The sequence below is a fragment of the Stenotrophomonas sp. AS1 genome, from assembly GCF_048957655.1.
GTDB lineage: Bacteria > Pseudomonadota > Gammaproteobacteria > Xanthomonadales > Xanthomonadaceae > Stenotrophomonas > Stenotrophomonas bentonitica_A.
In genome coordinates this window covers 424092-446600 of the sequence record NZ_JARVXM010000001.1, presented here as the reverse complement: position 1 = coordinate 446600, position 22509 = coordinate 424092, and the positions used below count along the sequence as shown (strand labels likewise).

General features: G+C 64.9%; 26 protein-coding genes and 1 tRNA gene. 24 read left to right on the top strand and 3 right to left on the bottom strand.

What is annotated here, in order from left to right:
• Window positions 1-31: 31 nt before the first annotated feature.
• From PV764_RS01950 to PV764_RS01910, 9 genes are read left to right on the top strand one after another with little or no spacing between them, the layout of a single operon-like run.
• Window positions 32-748, top strand: a complete 717-nt coding sequence (locus tag PV764_RS01950; protein ID WP_346481241.1) for a phage tail tube protein — start codon at window positions 32-34, stop codon at window positions 746-748.
• Window positions 745-1164 carry a phage tail assembly chaperone family protein, TAC gene (locus PV764_RS01945; protein WP_421116069.1) on the top strand — a complete coding sequence of 140 codons (420 nt, stop codon included), beginning with the start codon at window positions 745-747 and terminating at the stop codon, window positions 1162-1164. The genes PV764_RS01950 and PV764_RS01945 overlap by 4 nt, the downstream gene beginning before the upstream one ends.
• Window positions 1165-1193: 29 nt before the next feature.
• The gene (locus tag PV764_RS01940; protein ID WP_266084474.1) at window positions 1194-1460 is read left to right on the top strand and encodes a phage tail assembly protein T; all 267 of its coding nucleotides are present in this window, start codon (window positions 1194-1196) and stop codon (window positions 1458-1460) included.
• A gap of 6 nt (window positions 1461-1466) precedes the next feature.
• Window positions 1467-3980: a phage tail length tape measure family protein gene (locus PV764_RS01935; RefSeq protein ID WP_421116068.1), complete on the top strand. Its 2514-nt coding sequence runs from the start codon at window positions 1467-1469 to the stop codon at window positions 3978-3980.
• Window positions 3980-4438: a hypothetical protein gene (locus PV764_RS01930; protein WP_421116067.1), complete on the top strand. Its 459-nt coding sequence runs from the start codon at window positions 3980-3982 to the stop codon at window positions 4436-4438. Before PV764_RS01935 ends, PV764_RS01930 begins: the two co-directional genes overlap by 1 nt.
• Window positions 4435-4917: a DUF1833 family protein gene (locus tag PV764_RS01925; protein WP_266084471.1), complete on the top strand. Its 483-nt coding sequence runs from the start codon at window positions 4435-4437 to the stop codon at window positions 4915-4917. The genes PV764_RS01930 and PV764_RS01925 overlap by 4 nt, the downstream gene beginning before the upstream one ends.
• Window positions 4914-5291, top strand: coding sequence for a hypothetical protein (locus PV764_RS01920; RefSeq protein ID WP_421116066.1), 378 nt, complete (start codon window positions 4914-4916; stop codon window positions 5289-5291). The genes PV764_RS01925 and PV764_RS01920 overlap by 4 nt, the downstream gene beginning before the upstream one ends.
• Complete coding sequence (locus PV764_RS01915; RefSeq protein ID WP_421116065.1) at window positions 5288-8353, top strand: host specificity factor TipJ family phage tail protein; 3066 nt, start codon at window positions 5288-5290, stop codon at window positions 8351-8353. The genes PV764_RS01920 and PV764_RS01915 overlap by 4 nt, the downstream gene beginning before the upstream one ends.
• Window positions 8354-8374: 21 nt before the next feature.
• Entirely contained in the window at window positions 8375-11449 is a 3075-nt protein-coding gene (locus PV764_RS01910; protein ID WP_421116064.1) for an SGNH/GDSL hydrolase family protein, read from the top strand.
• A 29-nt stretch (window positions 11450-11478) separates the two neighbouring features.
• Here the strand turns inward: PV764_RS01910 and PV764_RS01905 are convergent, their stop codons facing one another.
• Window positions 11479-12144 (bottom strand): SOS response-associated peptidase, encoded by a 666-nt coding sequence (locus PV764_RS01905; protein WP_421116063.1) that lies wholly within the window; start codon window positions 12142-12144, stop codon window positions 11479-11481.
• Between the two features lie 96 nt (window positions 12145-12240).
• On the opposite strand from PV764_RS01905, the gene PV764_RS01900 reads away from it, so the two are divergent.
• From PV764_RS01900 to PV764_RS01875, 6 genes are all read left to right on the top strand, one after another.
• A complete protein-coding gene (locus PV764_RS01900) occupies window positions 12241-12594 on the top strand; it encodes a hypothetical protein (RefSeq protein WP_421116062.1) in 354 nt (117 codons plus the stop codon).
• Between the two features lie 72 nt (window positions 12595-12666).
• Entirely contained in the window at window positions 12667-13281 is a 615-nt protein-coding gene (locus PV764_RS01895) for a hypothetical protein (RefSeq protein ID WP_421116061.1), read from the top strand.
• Between the two features lie 76 nt (window positions 13282-13357).
• On the top strand, window positions 13358-13726 hold the full coding sequence (locus tag PV764_RS01890) for a hypothetical protein (protein WP_421116060.1): 369 nt from the start codon (window positions 13358-13360) through the stop codon (window positions 13724-13726).
• A gap of 66 nt (window positions 13727-13792) precedes the next feature.
• A complete protein-coding gene (locus PV764_RS01885; RefSeq protein ID WP_421116059.1) occupies window positions 13793-14005 on the top strand; it encodes a hypothetical protein in 213 nt (70 codons plus the stop codon).
• Between the two features lie 184 nt (window positions 14006-14189).
• Window positions 14190-14735, top strand: a complete 546-nt coding sequence (locus PV764_RS01880) for a hypothetical protein (protein ID WP_421116058.1) — start codon at window positions 14190-14192, stop codon at window positions 14733-14735.
• Between the two features lie 221 nt (window positions 14736-14956).
• Window positions 14957-15034 (top strand) — tRNA-Arg (locus PV764_RS01875).
• Window positions 15035-15165: 131 nt separating this feature from the next.
• Here the strand turns inward: PV764_RS01875 and PV764_RS01870 are convergent.
• On the bottom strand, window positions 15166-15630 hold the full coding sequence (locus PV764_RS01870; protein ID WP_421116057.1) for a hypothetical protein: 465 nt from the start codon (window positions 15628-15630) through the stop codon (window positions 15166-15168).
• Between the two features lie 233 nt (window positions 15631-15863).
• Complete coding sequence (locus PV764_RS01865; protein WP_421116056.1) at window positions 15864-16235, bottom strand: hypothetical protein; 372 nt, start codon at window positions 16233-16235, stop codon at window positions 15864-15866.
• 156 nt (window positions 16236-16391) lie between these two features.
• On the opposite strand from PV764_RS01865, the gene PV764_RS01860 reads away from it, so the two are divergent.
• The 9 genes from PV764_RS01860 (at window position 16392) to PV764_RS01820 (ending at window position 22491) form a co-directional block, all read left to right on the top strand.
• On the top strand, window positions 16392-16880 hold the full coding sequence (locus PV764_RS01860; RefSeq protein ID WP_070473017.1) for a DUF421 domain-containing protein: 489 nt from the start codon (window positions 16392-16394) through the stop codon (window positions 16878-16880).
• Window positions 16881-16972: 92 nt separating this feature from the next.
• Window positions 16973-17212 carry a hypothetical protein gene (locus PV764_RS01855; protein ID WP_421116055.1) on the top strand — a complete coding sequence of 80 codons (240 nt, stop codon included), beginning with the start codon at window positions 16973-16975 and terminating at the stop codon, window positions 17210-17212.
• Between the two features lie 190 nt (window positions 17213-17402).
• Complete coding sequence (locus PV764_RS01850; RefSeq protein ID WP_019183026.1) at window positions 17403-18566, top strand: zinc-dependent alcohol dehydrogenase; 1164 nt, start codon at window positions 17403-17405, stop codon at window positions 18564-18566.
• Window position 18567: 1 nt separating this feature from the next.
• Entirely contained in the window at window positions 18568-19560 is a 993-nt protein-coding gene (locus tag PV764_RS01845; RefSeq protein WP_421116054.1) for an acyl-CoA dehydrogenase, read from the top strand.
• Window positions 19557-20306 (top strand): PIG-L deacetylase family protein, encoded by a 750-nt coding sequence (locus PV764_RS01840; RefSeq protein WP_421116053.1) that lies wholly within the window; start codon window positions 19557-19559, stop codon window positions 20304-20306. Before PV764_RS01845 ends, PV764_RS01840 begins: the two co-directional genes overlap by 4 nt.
• Complete coding sequence (locus PV764_RS01835) at window positions 20303-20890, top strand: class I SAM-dependent DNA methyltransferase (protein ID WP_046272596.1); 588 nt, start codon at window positions 20303-20305, stop codon at window positions 20888-20890. The genes PV764_RS01840 and PV764_RS01835 overlap by 4 nt, the downstream gene beginning before the upstream one ends.
• Window positions 20887-21603 carry a glycosyltransferase gene (locus PV764_RS01830; RefSeq protein ID WP_046272597.1) on the top strand — a complete coding sequence of 239 codons (717 nt, stop codon included), beginning with the start codon at window positions 20887-20889 and terminating at the stop codon, window positions 21601-21603. Before PV764_RS01835 ends, PV764_RS01830 begins: the two co-directional genes overlap by 4 nt.
• Window positions 21603-21872, top strand: coding sequence for a PQ-loop domain-containing transporter (locus PV764_RS01825; protein ID WP_046272598.1), 270 nt, complete (start codon window positions 21603-21605; stop codon window positions 21870-21872). The genes PV764_RS01830 and PV764_RS01825 overlap by 1 nt, the downstream gene beginning before the upstream one ends.
• A 169-nt stretch (window positions 21873-22041) precedes the next feature.
• A complete protein-coding gene (locus PV764_RS01820; protein ID WP_019183020.1) occupies window positions 22042-22491 on the top strand; it encodes a PA2169 family four-helix-bundle protein in 450 nt (149 codons plus the stop codon).
• Window positions 22492-22509: the final 18 nt, after the last annotated feature.

Genomic DNA, 22509 nt, shown 5'->3' with positions numbered 1-22509 from the left:
GGGGTTTCTTTATGCCCGCAGGGAGACATTCATGAGCATGCTGACGCAAGGCACCCAGCTGTACGGCCTGATCAATGGCCAGATCCGCGAGATCGAGTGCATCACCAACTTCAACCCCGGCGCGAACCCGGCGGACCAGATCGAAGACACCTGCCTGTCCGAGACCAAGGCACGGTCCTACAAGAAGGGCCTGCGCACGCCTGGGCAGGCTTCGGTCACGATCAACGCAGACCCGCGCAACGAGAGTCACTACCTGATGTGGCAGCTCGGTGAGGACGATTCCGACGAGAAGATCCAGTGGGCTATCGGCTGGTCTGATGGAGTGGACATCGCCCCCACGCTGGCGCCGGGCGGCTCCATCAGCGGCGTCAACGTCACCAGCGGCGGCACTGGCTATACCAGCGCGCCGACCGTGACCCTGACGGGCGGCGGCGGCAGCGGCGCCACGGCAACCGCCATCGTGGACAGCGGCTCGGTGATCGGGGTCTCCATCACCAATCCGGGCACCGGCTACACGAGTGTGCCGACGGTGGCCTTCAATGGCGGTGCCGGCACCGGTGCGGCGGCAACAGCCCAGCGCAACAGCGAGCCGGAGATGGTGCTGCCCGAGGGTAGGACCTGGTACACGTTCCTCGGCTACGTCGCCGACTTCCCCTTCGACTTCCAGGCCAACGCTGTGGTTTCCACCGCTGCGAGCCTGCAGCGCTCTGGCGCCGGCGTCTGGGTCCGTAAGGTGGTGACCCCGTGACCGCAGCGAAGCCCCAGGGCCGGAAGCGGGGGGCGCCGCCGGCGTCTGTCCCGAAGAGCAAGGCGGTATCCCTTTCGATCGCTGGCCTGCTGCAGGCCGGCGCCTTCACCGGCCGCCCGGTCGAGAAGGAGATCAGCTGGCGCCAGGGCGAGCAGGAGTTCACCGCCACGGTGTTCGTGCGGCCGCTGGGTTTCCAGTCCGCAATCTCCGACGTGCTCGCCGCCGGCGGACGCGAGGACAGCGTGGCCGGCCGTATCGCAGCCTCCATCTGCGATGAGGACGGCAAGCCCGTCTTCACCGTCGGTGACATCACCGGCGCGTCCGATGCGGACCGTGGCGCGCTGGACGGCGCCCTGACACTGGCGCTGCTGAGCGCCATCGGCGAGGTGAACTCGCTGGGAAAAGCTACGAGCTAACACCGGAAGACGAGTTCTGGTGCGAGCTGGTGCTTAACGGCATCGGCGGCGAAACCATTGCTGTGGCGAAGGAACGCCTCAGCGCTCGCGAGGTGAGGCTCTGGGCTGCATACCGGGAACGCCACGGAGGCTTGAACCCGATGATGCGCGCCGACTGGAACGCTGGCCTTCTGGCCAGCCTGTTCGCCAACAGCAAGCGCAAGCCGTCCGCCCCGGCATTCCAAGTAACTGACTTCCTTCGATACCAGAAAGCGGAGCCGATCGGCCTTGATGAGGCGATGGCGAGCTGGGGATAACTGCACATGTCACGACGTTCTCTCGGCACGCTGACCATCGACGTCATTGCCGAGATCGGCGGCTTTGCGTCCGGCCTGGACAAGTCCGAACGCCAGACGGAGAAGTGGCGCAAGAACGTAGAGAAGCAGGCGAAACTGGCAGGCGTCGCTCTGGGCACGGCAATAGCCGGGGGGGTGACCCTGCTCACCGCCGGGATAGCCAAAGTTATCGCCAACAGTTCCGCGGCGGAGCGCGAGGTTGCGCAGCTCGATGCAATTATCAAGTCCACCGGTGGCGCTGCCGGTTACACCCGCCAGCAGTTGCTGGACATGGCAGACACCTTGTCGTCGAAGTCCACTTTCAGTGGTGGTGAGATAGTTGAGGCCCAGACGCGACTGCTTTCCTACTCGGGCATCTTGGGGACCAACATCACCCGCGCGATGCAAGCCATCATCGACCAGTCGGCCCGCTTAGGCATAAGCGTGAGCCAGTCCGCTGAGACCATTGGCCGAGCTCTGGAATCACCTAGCAAGGCGGCAGCAGCACTTGCGCAGCAGGGGTTCGGCGCTGCATTCACCAAGGAGGTGCGGGGCACCATTGATGAGCTGGTGAAGGCCGGCAAGGAAGGCGAGGCCCAGGTGATGATTCTGGAGATCCTCGAAGAGTCCTACGGTGGCGCGGCGCAGGCGGCCCGCGATACCTTCAGTGGTGCGCTGAAAGCACTGAGTAACACTCTCAACGATGTAACCACCGGCAAGGATGGGAGCCTGAAAGAAGCTGCCAGTGCGGTCAACAGCCTTGTCGAAACTCTGAATTCTCCAGAAACTAAGAAGGGTTTTGACACATTAATCACCTTTGCCGCAGAGTCCGCGGCCGACTTTTTCCGGCTCACCGGCTCGATTGCTGAATTCATCTCAAAAGCGAGCGAGCTGAGGCGGCTGGACGCTGGCGGCGCCATTTCAAGCGTCAGTGAGTCGGCCTTGGATGACAGGATTGCTGACCTAACTCGCCAGATTAACGAGGAGAAGAAGCGATCCATTGCCCCTCGCGGCCAGGCAATGACCTATGCGATCGAAGAAGACCGCATCAAGCGCATAAACGCTCTCACCAGGCAGCGTTTGGATATTCAGCGAGAGCTGACGCAGCGCTATCGCGATGCTGAGCTGGCGGATAACTTTAAAGGCGTTACTGCTACGGTCGATACCACTGCGGAGACGGCTGAGGCAGCAGCAGCGGCTGCTCGAAAAGCTGCAGAGGCAGCAGCGGCCGATGCAGAGAACGCAAAGAAGCGTTTGGCCGCACAGCAGCAGCTGCAGCGACTGTTCGAAGGTACTGACCTCCAGCTGCGCCGACAGATTGCGCTGTTTGATACGAGCGCTGACAAGTCATCCAAGGCTACAGAGCTGCAGAAGCTCAACTTCGAGTTGGCGGCCGGCTCTCTCCGTGGCTTCAATGCGGAGCAGCAGGAGTCGCTGCGCCTCGGTGCCATTGAGCTTGATCGACTCAACGCGGTCAGGGACGCCAACGAGCAGGCCGCCAAGGCCACGGACGAATTCGCCAAGCTGCGCAAGGAGCTGAACCGAGAGGACAGCCTGGGCGTCGATCTGGCACGCGAGCGGCTAAAGGTGATCCAGGCGGCGGCGGCCGCCGGCGCGGCGAATGATTCGGATTACGCGGCGACGGCTCGACGCGCGCTGGACCAGGTGGGTGGAACGGGTGCAGACGGATTCGCTGGGCCTGATGCGCTGTATGGCGGCGCGGCCGGAGAGTTCTCCAAGATCGACAAGGCGATGGAGCAGGAAAACGCGAGGTATGAGGCGCAGCTGGAAGCGCTGAATGAGTACCGGCAGGCGCGTGCGGATCTCGAAAGCGAATGGGATGCTCAGGAAGAGCAGATGAGGGCCGAGCACCAGAAACGTCTGCAATCCTTGGAAGACTCCCGCTGGCAGGTCACGTTGACCGCTGCACAGCAGGGCCTCGGCAGCGTCACAGACATCATGCGAAACAGCTTCGGCGAGCAGTCTGCGCTGTACAAGGTCGCCTTCGTGGCGCAGAAGGCGGCCGCGATCGCACAGGCAACATTGGCGATCCAAGCGGGCATGGCGGAGGCGGCGAAAAATCCGTGGCCGGCGAATCTGGCCGCGATCGCATCGGTTGCCGCAGCCACCGCCGGGATCATCTCGAGCATCTCGGCAGTTGGCATGGCGCACGACGGCATCGATAGCGTGCCCGAGACCGGCACTTGGTTGCTGCAGAAGGGCGAGCGGGTCACGACCGCCGCGACCAGCGCGAAGCTGGATGCGACCCTGGAGCGGGTGGCCCGCGATACCAGCACCGGCGGCGGTGCTGGCGATAACAACGAGTTCAACTTCAACGTCAACGGCTCGATCAGTGAGCGGGAGCGACTGATGCTAGAGCAGACCGTCACCCGGGCGGTGACCTTGGCGCGGAAGGACCGCGTAGCCGATACCACGTCTGGCACTGGGCCGCAGTCCCGGGCCATGCGCTCAAACTGGAACGTCAGAAGGAAGGTCGGGTAATGGCGCTGATCATGCAACCGCAGTGGCTGCCCGAGCCGCTGCGCGAAGGCTACGGCCTGCGCCACGTCTCGCCGATGAAGCGGTCCACGTTCGTCAGTGGTCGATCCATGCCGCGCCGCGCCTATACGGCCACGCCGACAAACGTCGAGGTCCGCTGGCTGTTGAACGACGGGCAAGCCGCACTGTTCGAGAAGTGGTTTCAGGAAGGACTGAACGACGGTGTCGCGTGGTTCGCGTGCCGGCTACGCAGCCCGCTGGGGATGGACTATTACAAGAGCCGGTTCACCGATATCTACGACGGCCCGACGCTGACCAACAGCAACCTGTGGCTGATCACGGCACCGCTGGAGATCTACGCCCGGCCGCTGCTGGCAGACGGCTGGTCTGAGTATCCCGAAGGAATCCTGCAGGCCAACGTCATCGACTTGGCTGCAAACAGGGAGTGGCCCAGGCCATGAGCATTCTTGAACGGCTGTACGCCTCCGGCGGCGCGGAGGTGGAGCACGAAACCCTGGCGATCGCGGTCGGTAGCAAGACCCACTATCTCACCAAGGGCTGGGAGGACATCACCGCGGTGCTGGAGACAGGGCAGACCGTGACTTTCAAGGCCTGCGGCATGGATGTGGCCAAGCCCACACGCAACGCTGACGGGGTCCAAGACCTCCGCTTCGCACTGACCAACATCGATGGGGTGGTGAGCACCGAGATCCGGGCGGCGCTGGCGGCCCGGCTCGAAATGACCGTCACCCTACGGATCTACCTGAGCAACGACCTGCTGGCGCCGGCCAAGAAGCCGTTGTCGATGGTGATCAAGGGCGGGCAGTGGACTGCAACGGAGGTCCAGGTGACAGCCGGCTTCATGAACATCCTCGACACGGCCTGGCCGCGCGACCGCTTCAACCTCACCAAGCACCCGGGGCTGCGCTACATCACATGAAAATCGATCTGGAAAAGTACCTGGACGTGGTCTGGGTCAGCGGCGGCCGCACGTTCCCGGAGCTGGATTGCTACGGCGTCGTCAACGAGGTGCGGCGTGACCTTGGCCTCGCGCCATGGGACGAGTACCCGGGTGCGACGCGCGCTGACCTGGCTGAACTGGCGAACGAGGCTGCCCTGCAGCACGCCGGCAGTGACCTCGTGGAGGGCGCGGTGGCGTTCTGCTATCAGGGCAGCGTGGTCACCCACGTGGCGGTGCTGGTGGAGGTCGAGGGCCGCATGTGCGCGCTGGAGTGCAACGACGGCCGAAACGTCACCGTGCTGCCGGTCGCCCGCTTCGAGTGCCGTTTCAATCGGGTGGAGTACTACGCGTGATCCGGATTTTCCCCTCACGCATGCCGGGCGAGCCGCTGGAGACCCATCGCCACGGCAGGACCACGATCGATGGGTGGCTGCGCTCCAACGTGCCGAGCTACGCGAGCGAGGGGCCCCACCCGATCGAGGTCGAGGTGTGCGGCGCTGCAGTGCCGGCGGACGCGTGGGCTTCTACGTGGATCGAAGCCGATAGCGACGTGCGGATCTACCCGATCCCCTACTACGAAGGCGCCTACGCGGTCGTTTACTGGGTCGTGGTGGCCGTCATGGCTGCCTACGCGATCTACATGGTGGCCACCATGCCCTCGGGTAGCCGGTACGGGCAGGGCGACACGCTCAGCCTGGATACCGCACGGGCGAACTCCGCGCGCCTTGGCAGCCCCGTACGGGAGGTCCTGGGGCGGTGCCGGGTCTGGGCCGACTATCTGGTGCAGCCGGTGTCGCGCTTCGTCGGCGGCAAGACCTACCGCACGCAGATGTTCGTGTGCGTGGGCAAAGGGAGGCATGTGATCCCGTTCGGCTCCGCGCGGCTGGGCAACACCCCGATCAGTTCCTTCGGCAGCGACGTGGAGATGACCATCTACCCGCCGGGCGCCGACGTGGGCGGCGACGTGCGCTCCGAGAATTGGGTCAACTCGACCGAGGTCGGCGCCACCGCCTCCGGCACGGCCGGCCTGGACCTGAGCGACACGGCGGACGTGGCCACCAGCCTCAATGCTGATTCGGTGACCGTGTCGGGCAACGTGCTGACGCTGAACAACGCGACGGTCACCGATGCGAACGGCAAGGAGCGGCCGGCCACGTCTGTGCCGGCGTCCTGGACCGTCGGCGCTGTGCTGACGCTGAAGGTGGCGGCGACCTTTACCGCGACCACCAGCGGCCTCTATTCCGTCATCGCCGGTGGCGCGGTAGCCGAGCTGGCCCCGTATGTGGGCATGCCGGTGCTGCTGACCTACAACGGCGCCGACTATGGCTTGTTCGTGGCGAGCTATGCGCCCGGTTCGCCGGCCGTGCCAGGTGTAGGCGGGAGCCCCGCGCGGCTCACTGGCTCGGCTGCGGCCACTGGCTTCGACTTCAGCGGCACGCCGGTCACCTTCGGCATCGGCTGGCGTGGCACCAGCTACAGCGTGGCGCTGGTGGCCAACTACATCACCCTGGGCGTGCTGCTCACCGCGATCAACGATCAGCTGGTGGACAGCGGCCTGGTGGCGACGCAGTCGGGCGGGGTGGTCACCATCGCCGAGGCGGCCAGCCCGTATGCCGGCGGAAGCATCAGCTTCAGCCGACTGCCGGCGGGGGTGTTCGGCCCCAGCCCGGCGGCCACGGCGGGCGTGGCCACCACCGGTGGCACCCCGGCCACGTTGCCCCGCGTGACGCTGGCCTATGACGGCCCGGGCGGCACTGCCTTCGGCGGGCTGCCCCCGGGCAGCGTCTCGCTGGCCATGTCGCGCGGCCAGAGCGAATACCGCATCATTGCCGTTTCCGGCCTCACCCTGGTGGTCCAGCGGCTGACCGAGGGCGGCGTGGTCGATAACAGCTGGCCGGGCTGGACCTCACGGACCGCAACCGACTACCGGGCGACGGGTCTGCAGGAGAGCGAAGAATGGCTTGGGCCGTTCCTGGTATGCCCTAACGGAGAGACTACCGACGCCTTCGAGTACGACTTCAACTTCCCGGGCGGCCTGATCTGGTACACCGACAAGGGCAACAAGCGCACCTTCACCGTGACCGTGCGGGTGGCGTGGCGTGTCTACGGGTCGGGCGATCCATGGTCAGTGCGTACCCACAGCTACACGGCCACCTCCGAGGATTCGCTGGGCTTCACCGAGCGCATCACGCTGGGCACGCCGGGACAGATCGAAGTGCGCGTGCGACGGGTGACCGAGCGCGGCGGCAACTCGGCGCGCGATGCCTGCTTCTGGCAGGGCCTGCGCGCCCGACTGCCACAGCGGCCCACGCGCTACGACGACCTGACGACCATCGGCCTGACGGTGACCACCGGCACCAAGCTGGCGGCGCAGACGGACCGCAGGTTCAACGTCGAGGCGACCCGGCTGTATGACGATGGCACCGCGCGCAGTATCAGCGGGGCGATGACCCACGTGATGCGCTCGCTGGGTCTGCCGGCCGACCAGATCGACACCGATACGCTGACCCACCTGGAGAACACCTACTGGACGCCGCGCGGGGAGTTCTTCGACTTCAGCGCGGAGAAGTCGGGCACCAGCGCCCTCGACCTGCTGCAGATGGCTGCCCAGGCGGGCATGGGGTACTTCCTGCTGATCGACTCCATGTGCTCGGCCGGCCGCGAGGGAATCAAGGCCTGGCGCGGTGGCATCTCACCGCAACGGCAGCTGGAGCCGTTGACCACGGCGTTCACCTCACCGGGGCCGGATGACTTCGACGGCGTGGACGTGACCTACATCGACGAGGTGACGTGGGCGGCCGAGACGGTGGAATGCCGGCTTCCGGGCGGCGACACCCCGTGGAAGGTGGAGACCTTCGAGCTGCAGGGCGTGGGCACGCGCGATCGCGCCTACCGGATCGGCATGCGGCGTCTCATGAAGCACCAGGGCCAGCGGCTTACCTACACGACCAAGACCGAGATGATGGGCCTGGTCTACCAGTACGGCGACCGCGTGAAGCTGTTCGACGATATTCCCGGATCCAGCACCACCAGCGCCATGATCGAATCGGCGCGCCTGGACGGCACCCGGGTGCTGATCGAGGTGGGCGAGTATCTGGACTGGACCTTGGCGGCACCGCGGTGCCTGATTCGGTTCCAGGACGGGACGCTCTCCAGCGTGATCGTGCCCACCCGGGTCGACGACCACCGCCTCACCATCGCCGCCTCGGCGCTGCCGGGCGAGCACGCCTTCAACACCTGGATCATGGACGACCCGACCATCGATCCCCCAGAGCTGATCTTCTGCGACAGCACGCGCGCTGGATATGACGCCGTGCTGGCCGAGCTCACGCCAGGCGAAGACGGCTCCGTCGAGCTGGCCGCCCTGCAGTACGACCCTGCCTTCTACCAATACGACGACGCGACCGCGCCGTAGCACCACCGGAGACGCACCCAGATGACCAAATACAACACCGGCAATCCGGTGGGCTCGAGCTCGCCCCTGGATTTGTACGACAACGCCGAGAACCTTGATGCCGGCATCAATGGCCCAGGGCATACCTGGGTTGACCGAAAGGGCGCAACGCGGAAGAGCTGGGTTGGGATCGAGTTTGATTTCCAGAAGTTCCTTGCCGATGGGAGCACGATCGAGTTTCCGACGTGGGCGGCCGCGGCTGCCGCCGCAGAGGCAGGCCAGATTCCGCAGAACCGCCAGGCGGCTGTCGTAGGTGACGAAGGCACGCACGTCGACCCGGTCTCAGGAGCGACTGTCCCCAATAGTGGCCGCTATGTGATGGTGTCCTCGGGCCTGCAATGGGCTGCGGCCGACGTTCTATCTCAAAAGGCTGACCGCGTCGAACTCGAAACGAAAGTGAACCTTCCTGTGTTCAACAGCTACGCCGATGCAGTAAGCCAAGCCCTGTCCAGCGGTTCAGTTATCCCCATTTCCTCGCGAGTGCCCACTGGTGTTTTCGGCCTGCAGCTGGCGCTTGCGAACTGGTCCGTCGCCTTCCACGCTGGCGAGGACATGGCTGTCGGTACTTACTTCGACAGCGTGTCCGCACCCATTGGGATTGGCAGCGCCGCCACGCGAATCCGGGTACGACTTTGGTCTCGCGCTATTCCAGGGGCAGGGGGATCGGGTTCCGGGCCTGGAGCGCCTGGCGACCTTTTGCTTGAAGACAGTTACATCGCGGCTTCAGAGCTCGGAATAGTGCCTGGAGCGACCGACTTGGTCGATGCGACGCTCCCACTCAACTATCGCGAGGTCGAAGTTGGCACCTCCTACCTCGTTGAACTGGACGCTGTGGACAATGCTGGGCAGCGGCAGCCGATGGCGGTTCGCAATCTCGTAGCCAGTGCATGGACGCAGGAGCGGCGCGGCTACTATCGAAATTCCACTTCCTCTAATTTCTGGTCGAACGTCAACGCTCCGAACGCGCTGGCGATCAACTTGGGCCGGGCACAACTGATCAGCATCCCGCAGCTGTCCAGCGTGGTCACGGCTAACAGCACGGAGCTAGAGGGGATTGGTGCCGCTTTCGATACCCTGCAGAAGGAAGTGGCGGCCAAGGTCGCCACCGCTGACTTTGGGCTTTCCGACGATGCTGGCTGGGCGGCCATGATCAAGTCGGGGATGGACATTGAAGTCGGTTCGGTGCTCTCTGCTCTGGTCATTCCCAGGGCTCGACTGGCTGTGGGTGCAACGCACCTCATCCTGAGCGTTCGCACGCGTGCTGCTAGCGGAAATGAAGCTCTGGTTCCGGGGGGCGATCCCAGTGATACGTTGGTGCTCCGTAAAACCTACACGGTCGCCGAAGCAGGTACTGCGGGCGATGGTGTTGCCCGCGACATCACCTTCGTTTTCCCGACCGAGTACCGCGTCGACGATCGCAACATCATCTTCGACTGGATTGCGTACACCGACTCTGACCAGGTAGCAGTCTCTTCGCAGGGCTACCGTGCTGCTGGAAGCGATAGTGCAGGTCGCCGCGGCTGGTACAAAACCACACCCGGTGCGGGCTTCGGGCCCCTCAATAGCGCCTTCTCGCTGTGCTGGTCTCTCCTTAGCCGCAAACTTGTTGTACGGCCGGAAGCGCTTCCGGATTCCACTGGACACTGGAGCATCGACCTTGTGACTTCTGCTGAGTTCGAGGTCACCGGCCTGTCGCTGGCTGTCCGCCTGCGGCTGGGTCGCGGCGGTGCCGACTTGGCCGTAACGGGTGCAGTGGGGATTACTCCTGCGAGCACTGGGCTCGTCACCGGTGAATCGCGCATTCTGGCTGCGTCGCTCAACAACTACGTGGCGTTCGCCTATGCGCCTGTGGTCGGACGGCTGACCAACGCGAATGTGGGCGGCGTGGTGGTGACCCGACAGTCTGACGGCGCTGTCCTGAGCCTTGGATCTGACTATCAGGTCAACGGTCCTCTCGGAGCGGTAATGCGCGCGAGTGCAGGGGCGGACGTCCCCGTGAAAGTCGCATACAACTGGGCAAATAGCCGCTACAGCTTGGTCTACTTGGATGCCAATACCCTCCAGCTCGGCGTCGTCGACGGAATCGAGAAGGCCCGGTTCGCCGCGGAATTTGCGCCGGGGATCGGCGTGTCATCCCGAATCCCGCTCGCCTACCTCCGGGTAGTGGGGGCGTCGATGACTGTCCACCCGGTGTGGGCGGTGAAGGACGGCTATCTGCACAGGGATATCTCCGCGCAGTGGGAAATGGACCGCCGGCGCAACGCTACGGCAATGCGATCCACTCTTGGAGCGCTGCGCAGCGGGAAGCCCGTTGTGGGGATCTTCTATGGAGACAGCATCGTAGCCATGCAGAATGCGACACCGTCTACTACGGTCCCCAACGGCGTCCCGCGGGACCGTGCGACCAGCAGCGGCGGCTACATCTCCATTCAGCCTCTGACGGATGCGATCCCCTTGTATGACTTCGGCGACGGGGCGGGGGCGGTGCACACGAAATGGGGTTTTGCGCGCGCCATGGTTGCCGCGATTGAGGATGCCTATGGGCAGGAGGTAAGCGTTCAGAACCTCGGCATCGGGGGAACCCGATCGGATTCTGCCGCGTCCAACGGACTTGATCCCGTCCGCCTTGCTGCCCTCACGGGGCTGATTCAGGCTGCAGTATCGGGCGGCTCCAAGCCATTCGTGCTGATCAACTTCGGTATGAACGAGGTTGGCGTGGCTACTACTGAGGCAAACGTCCGTCAGATCCTGGACGCGGTGTATGCCGCTGGTGGGGATGCCATTGTTGCCGGGGTGGCTCGACGCAACCTCATCGACGTGGGATACACGGATGATCAGTGGCGCTACACCAACCGCGCGCTACGACGTGCTGCAGAGTACGTCTCCCCTGAGACGGGCAAGTCCGCCGCCTTCATCGATACCGTGGGTCTCTTTGACGATGCGTACAATGTCATCGGCATCCATCGGCTGGACAACTGCGGAGCCAACTTCACGAATCATCCGGGAATTCGTGAGCACGCTGCGATGGGTAAAGCTGCGGCAGCGTGGATTGATTGAGAAAGCCAGCGGGGGCGCCAGCACTTGCTTCAGGCTGTACCCTCCAGCAGCTCCGCTCGGTTGTTCCTGGGTGTGTTCACCGCCCGGCTCACGCGATAGGCCTCCATCGCCGGCGGCTCGCTGGCCAGCAGCATCGCCATCGCGTCGTCGGGCTCGGCCGCCAGCCACTCATCTGCTTGGCCGGCCGTCAGCCAAACCGGCATGCGGTCGTGGATATCGGCCGACACGCCACTGCTGTCACCGGTTATCACGGTGAACGTGCCCAGGTTTTCCGGGTCTAGCAGAGGGCTGGTGTCTTCCCACAGGCCGGCCGCCAGCAGCGGCCCGGTCGCGTGGATGAACCATGGATCCTTCTTGCCGTCCTCGGCGTTGACCGACCACTCGTAGTAGCCGGCCATGGGGATCAGGCATCGGCGCTTCTTGAACGCCGACCGGAAGGCCGGCTTGGTGGCCACTGTCTCGATGCGGGCATTGATCGTCGAGCCCTGCAGCTTCTTGGCCTTGGCCCAGAAGGGGAGCAGGCCCCAGGACAGCCGGGTGACCTGCAGGCCGGTGCCGCGATCGAGGATCACGGAGGCGCGCTGTGTCGGCGCCAGGTTGTAGCTTTCGGGGATCGACATCAGGTCGCCGACCAGCTGGGGGAAGCCCAGGGTGTCAGCGTTCCGGATGGGGGTCTGGACGAATCGGCCGCACATTGTGTGATCCCGTGCCCCAGTCAGGGACGCTTCTTTCGCATCACTTTGACCGGTCCCGCGTGATTATCCGATGCCCGGCCAGTGAAGGAGATCGCCATGACGCCCGGCGCCGAGAGAATTCTCGACCATTGGGCGGCCGCCCCGGATTTTCGCCAGATTACCGTCCGAGAGGCCGCGCGGCAGCTGCAGGAGTTGGTGCCCAGCTATCCCCATCCCTCCGATCACCCCGTGGCGATCTGCGTCAATGGCTACCGGTGGTTCGGCTCCGAAATGGAAGCGGTTGCCGACGCCATCTATCGCACGGCGCGAAGGCCTCATCGGCTGGATGAGACGCTGGCCGGCCCGCATTGGGACGTGGAACGCGATGATGAAGGCCGCTGGTCGGTGCCGGGCATGTGCTTGGCCCGTGTCCATGCCGAACGAGCCTCCGACCGCCTCCACACGGCCTGATCTCGCCAGCCCAGTTGGACAGTTCTGCCGGCCGCAGGCGATAGTTGCGAGACCTACTCCTTACGGCCGCCCATGAGCATCCTCAATGTCCTGATGACGCCGGAGCGAGCATTCGTGGCCGTCGATACCCTTGCTCAAGATGCGGTAAGCGGGGAGGTCTCAGAGGGGGCCAAGCTGCTGCTGATCCCCCAGCACAACATCGTCGTTGCTGGGCGGGGATCCGGGCAGTTCTTCCTCCGCATCTATCAACTGTGTCTTGAGGCCAGCTTCCGGAAAGCTTTCAGCATTGAACAGATCATGCGGGAGGTCGGGCCGGTTATGGATCAGCTGTGGCCCAACTACGTTCAGGCAGCCCTAGACGCCGAGATGGATCTCGATCAGCTGCAGGCGGAAATCGTGGTGGTCGGTTGGTCCAAGGCCCAAGGCCGGATTGTCGGCAGCGCGTACGCGAAGTCAGATGTCGAGCACCACGCACGTGTCGCTGCGCTGGTGGGCGGGATTGCTGCGCCAGGTCAGCCGCTGCGGGATCTCCCCGATAGCTTCCATCCCGACGCGATCCTGGCCGCTGGGCGCCGGCAAGCCGAGTATGTGAATGCTGAAGAGGGGCGGCACGTAGCCGGCGGGCGGATCATCGCCGCCTTCCTGCAGCGGGGTGAGGCGATTGTGCGGGATCTTGGCGCCGTCTGACTGGCTTGGCCAACGCCTTTGCATGGCCCTGACGTGCCGTCGCGGAATCTGAGACCCCGGTCCGTATCCTGCGCCCATGCTCCCGCCCTGCAACTCCACCGGCTTTGTGACCGCACCTCGCCCCACGGGCTGGGTGCAGCATGGCGAGCACTGGGGGCTGTGGTGGGGGAAGCGCCAAATCGCCTGTGTGCAGCCTAGTGCCAAGGGCGTCCGGGTCGTCTTGGCCTGCAGGAAGCTGTGGCAGGACAAGGAGGTCGGGGCGGCCACCATCGCCCAGGGCAAACGCTATGCCGAGCGCTGGTGCGCGGCGCGTCTGCTGGAGGGAGTGCCGCTGAAAGATGCCGTGGCGCAGCTGGTAGCGAAGGATGAGCCGGCCCGCAAGCTCTCCCGCATCGAGATGCAGCAACAGAGACGGCTGAACGCGATCCCCAACCCGAAGCTGTAGCCGTGGCAGTCAGCCGGCGTTGCCTCCGTATCGGCGCGTGCGATCGCCGGCGGCGACAGTGGCTGCATGGATCAGAAGAGCATCGGCAAGGCGCGCTGGGCGCGCGCGAGGGCGGCTTCGCTATGGCAGCAGGCCGACGACCTGGAGAGCAATCACAGCGGCGACTGGCGGGCGAGGGCGACACGCCGCCGCGGCGCCGGCCGCCTCCGCGCCGAGGCCGCCCGCTTCGACGGCATCGCCAACCGGCTCCAGCCCTTGGACGACGACCAGGCCGCCTGATGGACTGACCCCAAACTGACCCCAGGCCACTGGTAAGTCGTTGATTTCCGTAGGCCACCAATGATCGCGGGTGATCGGCTTAGTCGTTGTTTTTGTTGATCTTCCGCGACCTTGACATGGTAGGGGGCTGGGGCCATCGTGCGACAAAAATTGCTGGGGCTATGGGCCCCCAACGGGGAAAGTCATGAGCGAACAAGCTAGAAGGCCTAACCTCGTGAACGACGCCGGGGTTGCCGATCACCATGTGGGTCAAGTGTTTGTGGCTGCCGCAGACCAGGGCTTTCGCTCGCTCGACGTATTCGTTACCTGGTTCACAGCCGGAACGGCCGCAGCTCTTGGTCTGGCTGCGGCAAACTTGCCAAAGCTACAGGGCCTGATTTCAATGTCAGCCATCAAGTCCGCCACCCCTTGGCTTGGCGTGGCGCTGCTGTTAGTGCTGATTTCTAAGTTCTTTGGGAGCCTGATCTGCACCATGGCTGGAGCGGCGGCTGAATCCCGAAGGATTCAGCGCGAGGCCGCAGCCGCAGGAGAGTTGCTTCCTAACGCCGCAGCGTTCTTGGCTGCAGTGCAACGAGCCAAACCCTGGCCGCTTTCTCGCTTTCCCCAGCGTTCCCAGCCGCAAGGAAGGGTGGTGATGCGACGACTTATGTTTAGCGGTCTGTCGGCTTTGATGGCGGCTGCATGCGTTGTGGCCTTCTGGTTCGTCTTGCTTGCTCCGGCTTGGTCATGAACCGAAAGCACGGGGCGTAGAATCCGCTCCGCAATCACTGATCGCAGGCGGAAATACCCGACAAAAACAGACCCTTTCCGCAGCCGATTGCGGAGCGGAAACGATGGGTAAGCGATTGAATTAATTGATTTGCTCGCCAGCTTCCCAAGCTGCTGATCGGCAGGGCTGAAGGGAGGGTCCTCGACCCCCCGTTCTGGCACAGCTTTGGCACAAGGTGAAGTGAACCCCTTGACCCATATAGGCGGGTCGCCCCCCTCCTAAGGGGAAGGTCGCCCGTTCGAATCGGGCCGGGGTCACCAACCATAGTCGTAGCGTATCCGCGCCCCAGCTCATGGCCCCTGCGGAGTTACCGGATCCCGGGCCCTTCAGGTGAGCAAGGGTGTGATCGAAAGAGCGCCCCGGTCATGAGTGCGCCCCCTGATCCTGATGATCATTCCCGGCGCTGCTTTTCCAATGCCTCGCTCACACTCTTGGCAGCAAACGCCTTGTATTCCTTCGAGAATGCCGTCAGCTGCTCCAATCCGGCCGGTACGCCGACCATGCCTGGCCGCTGGGCGTACGCCTTCATGAAGGCGCAGTCATCCGGAAGCATTGACGAAAGCAGTTCGCTGTCGGCGATGCTTGGACTCCACATCGTTCCCTTCGCGGCCATCGGAAGGATGAACGTCATCTCCCCCGTGTAACCACCGAAACTGTTTTTGGAGTTCACGGTCCCACAGGCAACCTCTCCGTCGAACATCGGGAAGACGTCCGTGACGACGATCTTGGCGGAGTCGGGGTCCTTGAGGTGCTCCTTGAGCCCAGCTTCCACCCGTGCGATCTGCTTTTCGTGATCCGTCGGGCCGCACCCCGCAACCGTCAACACCATCGCAGCCAACAGTGCGCACTTCTTCATACCCATTCCTCCTTGAATTAGGGAGCGAATGGTAGCTGAGCAAATGGTGCATTTACACCTTCCCGGGCCGCTCATAATCCTCAGGCTTGGCCCCATGCTCCGCCTCCGGCATGTCTTTGTCCTTCCACCGGGCGTCATCGTTCCTCAACTTGTCCGGCGTGTGGCTCTTCTGCTGGTCATCTTCTTTCGTGGCCGGGGCTCGCGGTGTCGTGTTCATGACATGTCCTCGTTGATCAGTGATCCAGCGTCTGCTTGCCGGCCGTCCCACCCTGGCCGAAATTCGGCTGGGTGATCCCATCGTCCTCGCGCACGCCGTCCGGCTCACCTTCACCGGCTTTGCCGCCCTTGCCGTGGCCGTGCTGGTTGTAGCCGTCGTTCTCGGCCTTCAGGCGGTCGGCATCCGGATCTTTTTCGTCCTTGTCATCCTTCGGCGGCTTGGCCGCGACGAACGGGGAGATCGGATCGCTCGCAGGGAAGGTCTCTTCGAGCGCTTCGTCGTGGTTCTCCGAGGTGCGCTGCTTGTCGACCTTGCCGTCCGCTGGAGGGCAGTTGTGGGTGGCATGGGCGTCTTCGGTGGAGGCGGGCGGGGTTTTGTCGTGCTGCATGGCATATCTCCTGCGCAAACGGGTAGGGCGGTGATGCCCCGACGCTAGCCCTGCCGCTGTTACGCAGCGGCAGGTGTCCTGTGAAGGGCGGGTGCTCCCATGGGCTTCACCCGGGAGTTCCTATCGTCCAGACCTCGCCACACGGAGGCTGCTGCCATGCATGCGATGTTCGAGCTGGGAATGGAATGGTGGGAGTTCGTCGTCCGCGCGGTTGCGGTGTACGTGGTGGTGCTGTTGCTGACCCGCATGAGCGGCAAGCGCTCAATGGGGCAATCCACCCCGTTCGACATCCTGGTGATCGTGCTGCTGGGCACGGCCGTGCAGAACTCGTTGATCGGTGAGGACACCTCGCTGCCCGGCGGGCTCATCCTGGCTGCCACCCTGATCGGGCTGAACTGGTTCGTCGGCTTTCTGGGCGCGCGCAGCAAGCGCCTCAACGAGATCGTGGAAGGGGTGCCGGTGGTGCTGGCGCGGCACGGCACGATCTACTGGGACCAGGTGAAACGCTGCAATGTCAGCCCGGCCGATCTGGAGGTGGCGATGCGCGCCAACGGCTGCGAGGGCTTCGGGCAGGTGGACCTGGCGGTGCTGGAAACCTCCGGCGAGATCACGGTGAACAAGCGCCGTTCCGAAGGCGATGACTGAGCCGAGGCGTTCGCCCGGCAGCGGCGCCGTCGCTGGATGTTGACGGCGCGCCGCGTAGCGTCGAGCTCAGCCCTTCAGAAGGAACATGCGCGATGGACACGACAGTACGCAGTGGATCCACCTCTTCACTGGAGAGCGTGATCGCCCAGGTGCCGGACGCCACGCCGGACCCGATGCCACCCACGCCGCCAGTGGAAGCGCCCGGCCGTGGTGATCCGCCTGCCCAGGAACCGCCGCAGGAAATTCCACCGGAGGGTGATCCCGCGCCTGCCTCGCCGCCGCAGGAGTTGCCGCCGGATCCGGAAACACCCTCGGCGCCGCCGGCTGAGTAACGACCAGCGCGAGCGGCGCCTGCCGCCGCAGCAGAATGAATGATTCAGTCCTCGCGCACTGGCGAGCGCCCCGCGTGCCGGAGCTGCAGCGCGGCCCCTCTGGCGGGGTAGACACGCCGCACACGGGGCGGTCACGACGCTGCCACGCCGTACCACGTACCACAGAGGTACTTGGACAACGGAGTTTGCTATGCGCGCACTGACTTACCACGGCAGCAAGGATGTACGGGTCGATACCGTGCCGGATCCGGCGCTGGCCGCCCCCGACGACATCATCCTGCGAGTCACCGCCACGGCGATCTGCGGCTCGGACCTGCATCTGTACCGCGGCAAGATCCCGGATCTGCACACCGGCGACGTGCTGGGTCATGAGTTCATGGGCGTGGTGGAGGAGGTGGGCGCCGGGGTGATGGATCTGCGCCCGGGCGATCGCGTGGTGATCCCGTTCGTGATCGCGTGTGGTGAATGCTTCCATTGCCGTCTCGCCGAGTTCGCGGCCTGCGAGACGACCAACACCGGCAAGGGCGCGGCGGTGAACCAGAAGGGCATCCGCCCCCCGGCGGCGTTGTTTGGCTACAGCCATCTGTATGGTGGCGTGTCGGGCGGGCAGGCGGAGTTCGTGCGCGTGCCCAAGGCCAATGTCGGGCCGCTGCGCATTCCGGATGCGCTTGCCGATGAGCAGGTGCTGTTCCTCTCCGACATCCTGCCGACCGGCTACCAAGCCGCCATCAACGCCGGGGTGAAGCCCGGTTCCACGGTCGCGATCTTCGGTGCGGGCCCGGTCGGGCTGATGAGTGCGGCGTGCTGCCGCCTGCTGGGGGCGGAAACGATCTTCATGGTCGACCATCTGCCGTATCGCCTGGCCTTCGCGCAGCAGACCTACGGCGTGACCCCCATCGACTTCACCCAGGTCGAGGACCCGGCGGAGTACATCATCACCCAGACCAATGGCCGCGGCGTGGATGCCACGATCGAGGCGGTCGGCTTTGAAGCCGAGGGCAGTGCGCTGGAATCGGCATTGACCACCCTCAAGGTGGAAGGCAGCAGCGGCGTGGCGATCCGTCAGTGCATCGCGGCGACGCGTCGCGGTGGCACGGTGAGCATCCCGGGTGTGTATGCCGGCTTCATTCACGGCTTCCTGCTTGGCGATGCGTTCGACAAGGGCCTCACCTTCAAGATGGGCCAGACCCATGTGCAGAAGTTGATGCCCGAATTGCTCGACCATATTGGCGAAGGCCGCCTGGATCCGGGCGTGATCGTGACCCATCGCCTGTCGCTCGAAGACGCCGTGCGTGGCTACGAGATCTTCGACCGCAAAGAGGAGGATTGCCGCAAGGTGATCCTGACGCCCTGATATGAATGCCGTGGCTTCTCTTATGCCGCCGGGGTCTCCGCAACCGGTGACCGATGGCGATGACCTGCAGGCCCAGGCCCGCGCGTGGATCGAGCACCAGCCGTCGCTGCCGCGTCCCGGCAGCGGCGATACGTTGGTGCGCTGGCAGGCGCTGGCGCATATCGCCGCCCGCGATCTATGTCTGGCCAAAGTGCTTGAAGCGCACTATGACGCGCAGGCGATCCTGGAAGAACTGGGCGCAACCGCCCCGGACCGGGATCGGTTGGGCGCCGTGTGGGCGGCCGAAGGACCGGCGGCCACCCTGCGCTTTGATCGGGCCAGCGGCACGCTGTCCGGTGACAAGCCGTGGTGCTCCGGCGCCGGCTGGGTCGACCATGCCCTTGTGACGGTGCGCGATGACGGTCGCTCGCGTCTGTTCCTGGTGTCCGTGCGCCGCGCCAATGTGAGCTTCCTGCCACAGACGTGGCAGGCCACCGGCATGGGGCGCGTTCCCAGTGGCACGGCGCGCTTTGACCACGTGCCGGCCGTGGAGGTCGGGGCGGCGGATGCCTATCTGCAGCGACCAGGTTTCTGGCACGGCGGCGCAGGCATCGCGGCGTGCTGGTTCGGTGGCGCCAGTGCATTGGCCGAGCCGTTGCTGCGCAGCGCACGGGCCGATGAGCCGGGTACGGCATCCGGCCTGCTCGGCGAAATCGATCTGGCGCTCTCGCCCTGTGCGTCATTGCTGCGCGAACTGGCCGCGTTGATCGATGCACAACCCGGGCTGCCGCATCAGCGCGAGATCGTGCGGGCACGCAGCGCGGTGGAGCGAGCTGCCTCGCTGACTCTGGACCGTGTAGGCAGGGCGTTGGGGCCAGGGCCGATGTGCATGGACCCGGCACACGCCCGGCGCTGGGCCGACCTGACGGTCTTCATCCGCCAGAGCCACGCCGACCGCGATTGGCAGCACCTTGGCAACCTGATGCATCGCGAGGGCCGCACGTGGACGCTGTGAATCGACAGATTGAAGGCGGCGGCGTCACCGAAGCCCAATGGGCGGCATCGCCCTGGCTGCAGACGCTGCCGCGTGCATCCGCTACCGCGCTGTTCGGCGATGCGCAGCGCCTGGTGGTGGTGTCCCCGCACCCGGACGATGAAGTGCTGGCCTGCGGCGGCCTGATGGCGCTGGCACACCAGTCCGGGCTGCGGGTCATGGTGGTCTCGGTCACCGATGGCGAGGCCTGCTATCCCGACCAACCGGCATGGTCGCCCGAGCGGTTGCGAATCGCCCGTGCGGCAGAGCTGGATGACGCGCTCCATTGCCTTGGCTTGTCAGGTGTTGAGCGGATTTCCTGGCACATCGGCGATGGCGAAGTAACGGCCAATGAGGCATGGATCGCCGCGCAGTTGGCGGCCGTGCTTCAGCGGGACGATCTGGTGCTGGCGCCGTGGCGGTTCGATGGCCATCCGGACCATGAAGCCGTGGCGCGTGCCTGCCTCCAGGCATGCAGTGAGCGCGGTGCCGACCTGAAGGAGTATCCCGTGTGGGGCTGGCACTGGCTGGACCCGCAGGCGGCGCCGACGGCCTGGGCGTCGGCCACGCGCGTTGCGCTGGATGACGCCCTGCTGGACCGCAAGCGCGATGCCATCCAGCAATTCGTGACCCAGACCGGCGCGGTGGAGGGGCTGGACTGCGACCCCATCCTGCCGGCCGCCGTGCTGCAGCGCTTCGAACGGAACTACGAGGTACTGATCGGATGAGTGATATCGCCTACTTCAACGCGCTGTACGAGAAGGACGATCCCTTCCAGTACCGCACCCGCTGGTATGAGCAGCGCAAGCGCGCGCTCACCCTGGCCAGCCTGCCGCGGGAGCGCTTCGCCCGTGGCTGGGAGCTGGGCTGTTCCAACGGAGTGCTTACCGCCGCCCTGGCCGAGCGCTGCGATCAACTGCTCGCGACCGACCTGAGCGACGGCGCGGTCCTGGCCGCGCGCGCGATGACGCGGCGCCATGCGCATGTCAGCATCGAGCAGGCGCGTCATCCACAGGACTGGCCAGCGGGGCGCTTCGATCTGATTGTGCTTGGTGAGATGGGTTACTACCTGTCGCCGGAGGACATGCAGCAAACGGCCGCGCAGGTGGTACGGTCACTCACGCCGCAGGGCGTGGTGATCGCCTGTCATTGGCGTGTGCCGTTCGAGCAGGCACGCTGCAGCGCCAGCTTCGTGCATGCCCAGCTGGATGACGGCCTGCCACGGCTGTTTTCCTATCGTGACGAGGACATGCTGCTGGAAGGCTGGTCGGCCGATACCACCTCGGTGGCGGAGCGGGAGGGCCTGCGATGATCGCGGTGACCCTTCCTGCGCACAACGAAGAACAATTGATCGCAGCCTGCCTGCAGTCGCTCAAGGTGGCTGCGCTGCATCCTGCCCTGCGCGACGAGCAGGTGGTGATCGTGGTGGCGCTGGATCGTTGCAGCGACGCCACCGGGTGGATCTGCGAGCGCTTCGGAGTAGAGGTGATCACGGTGGATGCCGGCTGTGTCGGCGTCGCGCGCGCGGCGGCGAGCGAGCGCGCCCTGGCCTTGGGCGCCCGCTGGATCGGCTGCACCGATGCCGACAGCGTGGTCCCGCCGGACTGGCTTGCACGCCAGCTGCAATGCGGTGCGAGCGCGTTCTGTGGCGTGGTGGCCGTGGGTGACTGGCTGGACTATCCGCAGGCCGTGCGCGAGCAGTTCCTGCAGGGCGAGCATGCGGTGGACGGGCATCCGCACGTCCACGGCGCGAACATGGGCTTCAGCGCGGTGGCGTATCGGCAATGCGGCGGTTTTGCGCCGCTGACGACCGGCGAGGACGTCGCGCTGATCCAGGCCATGCATGGTGCCGGCATGCAGGTGGCGCGCCTGGCCAGCCCGCGGGTGATGACCAGCGCACGTCGGCACGCCCGTGCACCGCATGGTTTCAGCGAGTTCCTGCGTCGGCTGGAACAGCGTGTTGGCTTGGCGACGGACGAGGTGGTTGTGGGCGACGCGGCGCCGCTGTCGTTGCTGGCGCGTTGATGGAAACCATTGACCTGCTCGGCTGGGCGGCGACGGCCGTGCTGATCGCCACGTTGTGGCGGCAGATCTGGAAGCAGTGGACGGCTGACGATCCCGAAGCGGTATCGACGTGGTTGTTCGTCGGTCAGATCACGGCCTCGGTGTTGTTCATCGCCTACAGCGCGGCAACCGGATCGCTCGTCTTCGTTGTGACCAATTCCCTGATTCTGCTCACCGCCATTGCCGGGCAATGTCTGTCCTGGATCAAGCGCAGGCGGGCAGGGAAGTAACACGCATTTCGCGCCTCGACGACGCGCCGTGCACATTCATCGCGCAGTGCGTTGAGCTCGCTGAACACTCGCATTTCAGTGTCACGCCGACTTCATGGCCAATGCGGAAAAGTCGACTCACCCCGACAACAACACACGGGTCAAACCGGACCAACAGGAGTACATCGCAGTGAATACCGAATCGAAGACCGCGCATAACTTGAACGACCTGATCGAAATCGCCCGCGATGGCCAGGAGTTCTACACCGAGGCCGCAGGCAAGGTCGAAGATGCCGAGTTGGCGGCGCTCTTCACCCGTATCGCCGGTGTCAAGAATGAGATCGTCCGCTCGCTGAGCGCCACCGTTGTCGCCGCCGGCGGCAAGCCGGCCGACCATGGCACCTTCGTCGGTTCCATGCAGCAGTTCTACGGCAAGGTGCGCGCCACCCTGGGCGACAAGCAGTACGGCTACGTGGCCGAGCTGGAAGAGTCCGAAGATCGCCTGCTGAAGGCGTTCAAGGACACCCTGACCGACGCCGACACCTCGCCGGCCGCGCGCCAGGAAGTCCAGCGCCTGCTGCCGCAGGTGCAGGAATGCCATGCCGTGATGCGCGACCGCAAGCACGCCATGAAGCACTGAGTTTCAGACAGGCGGTGC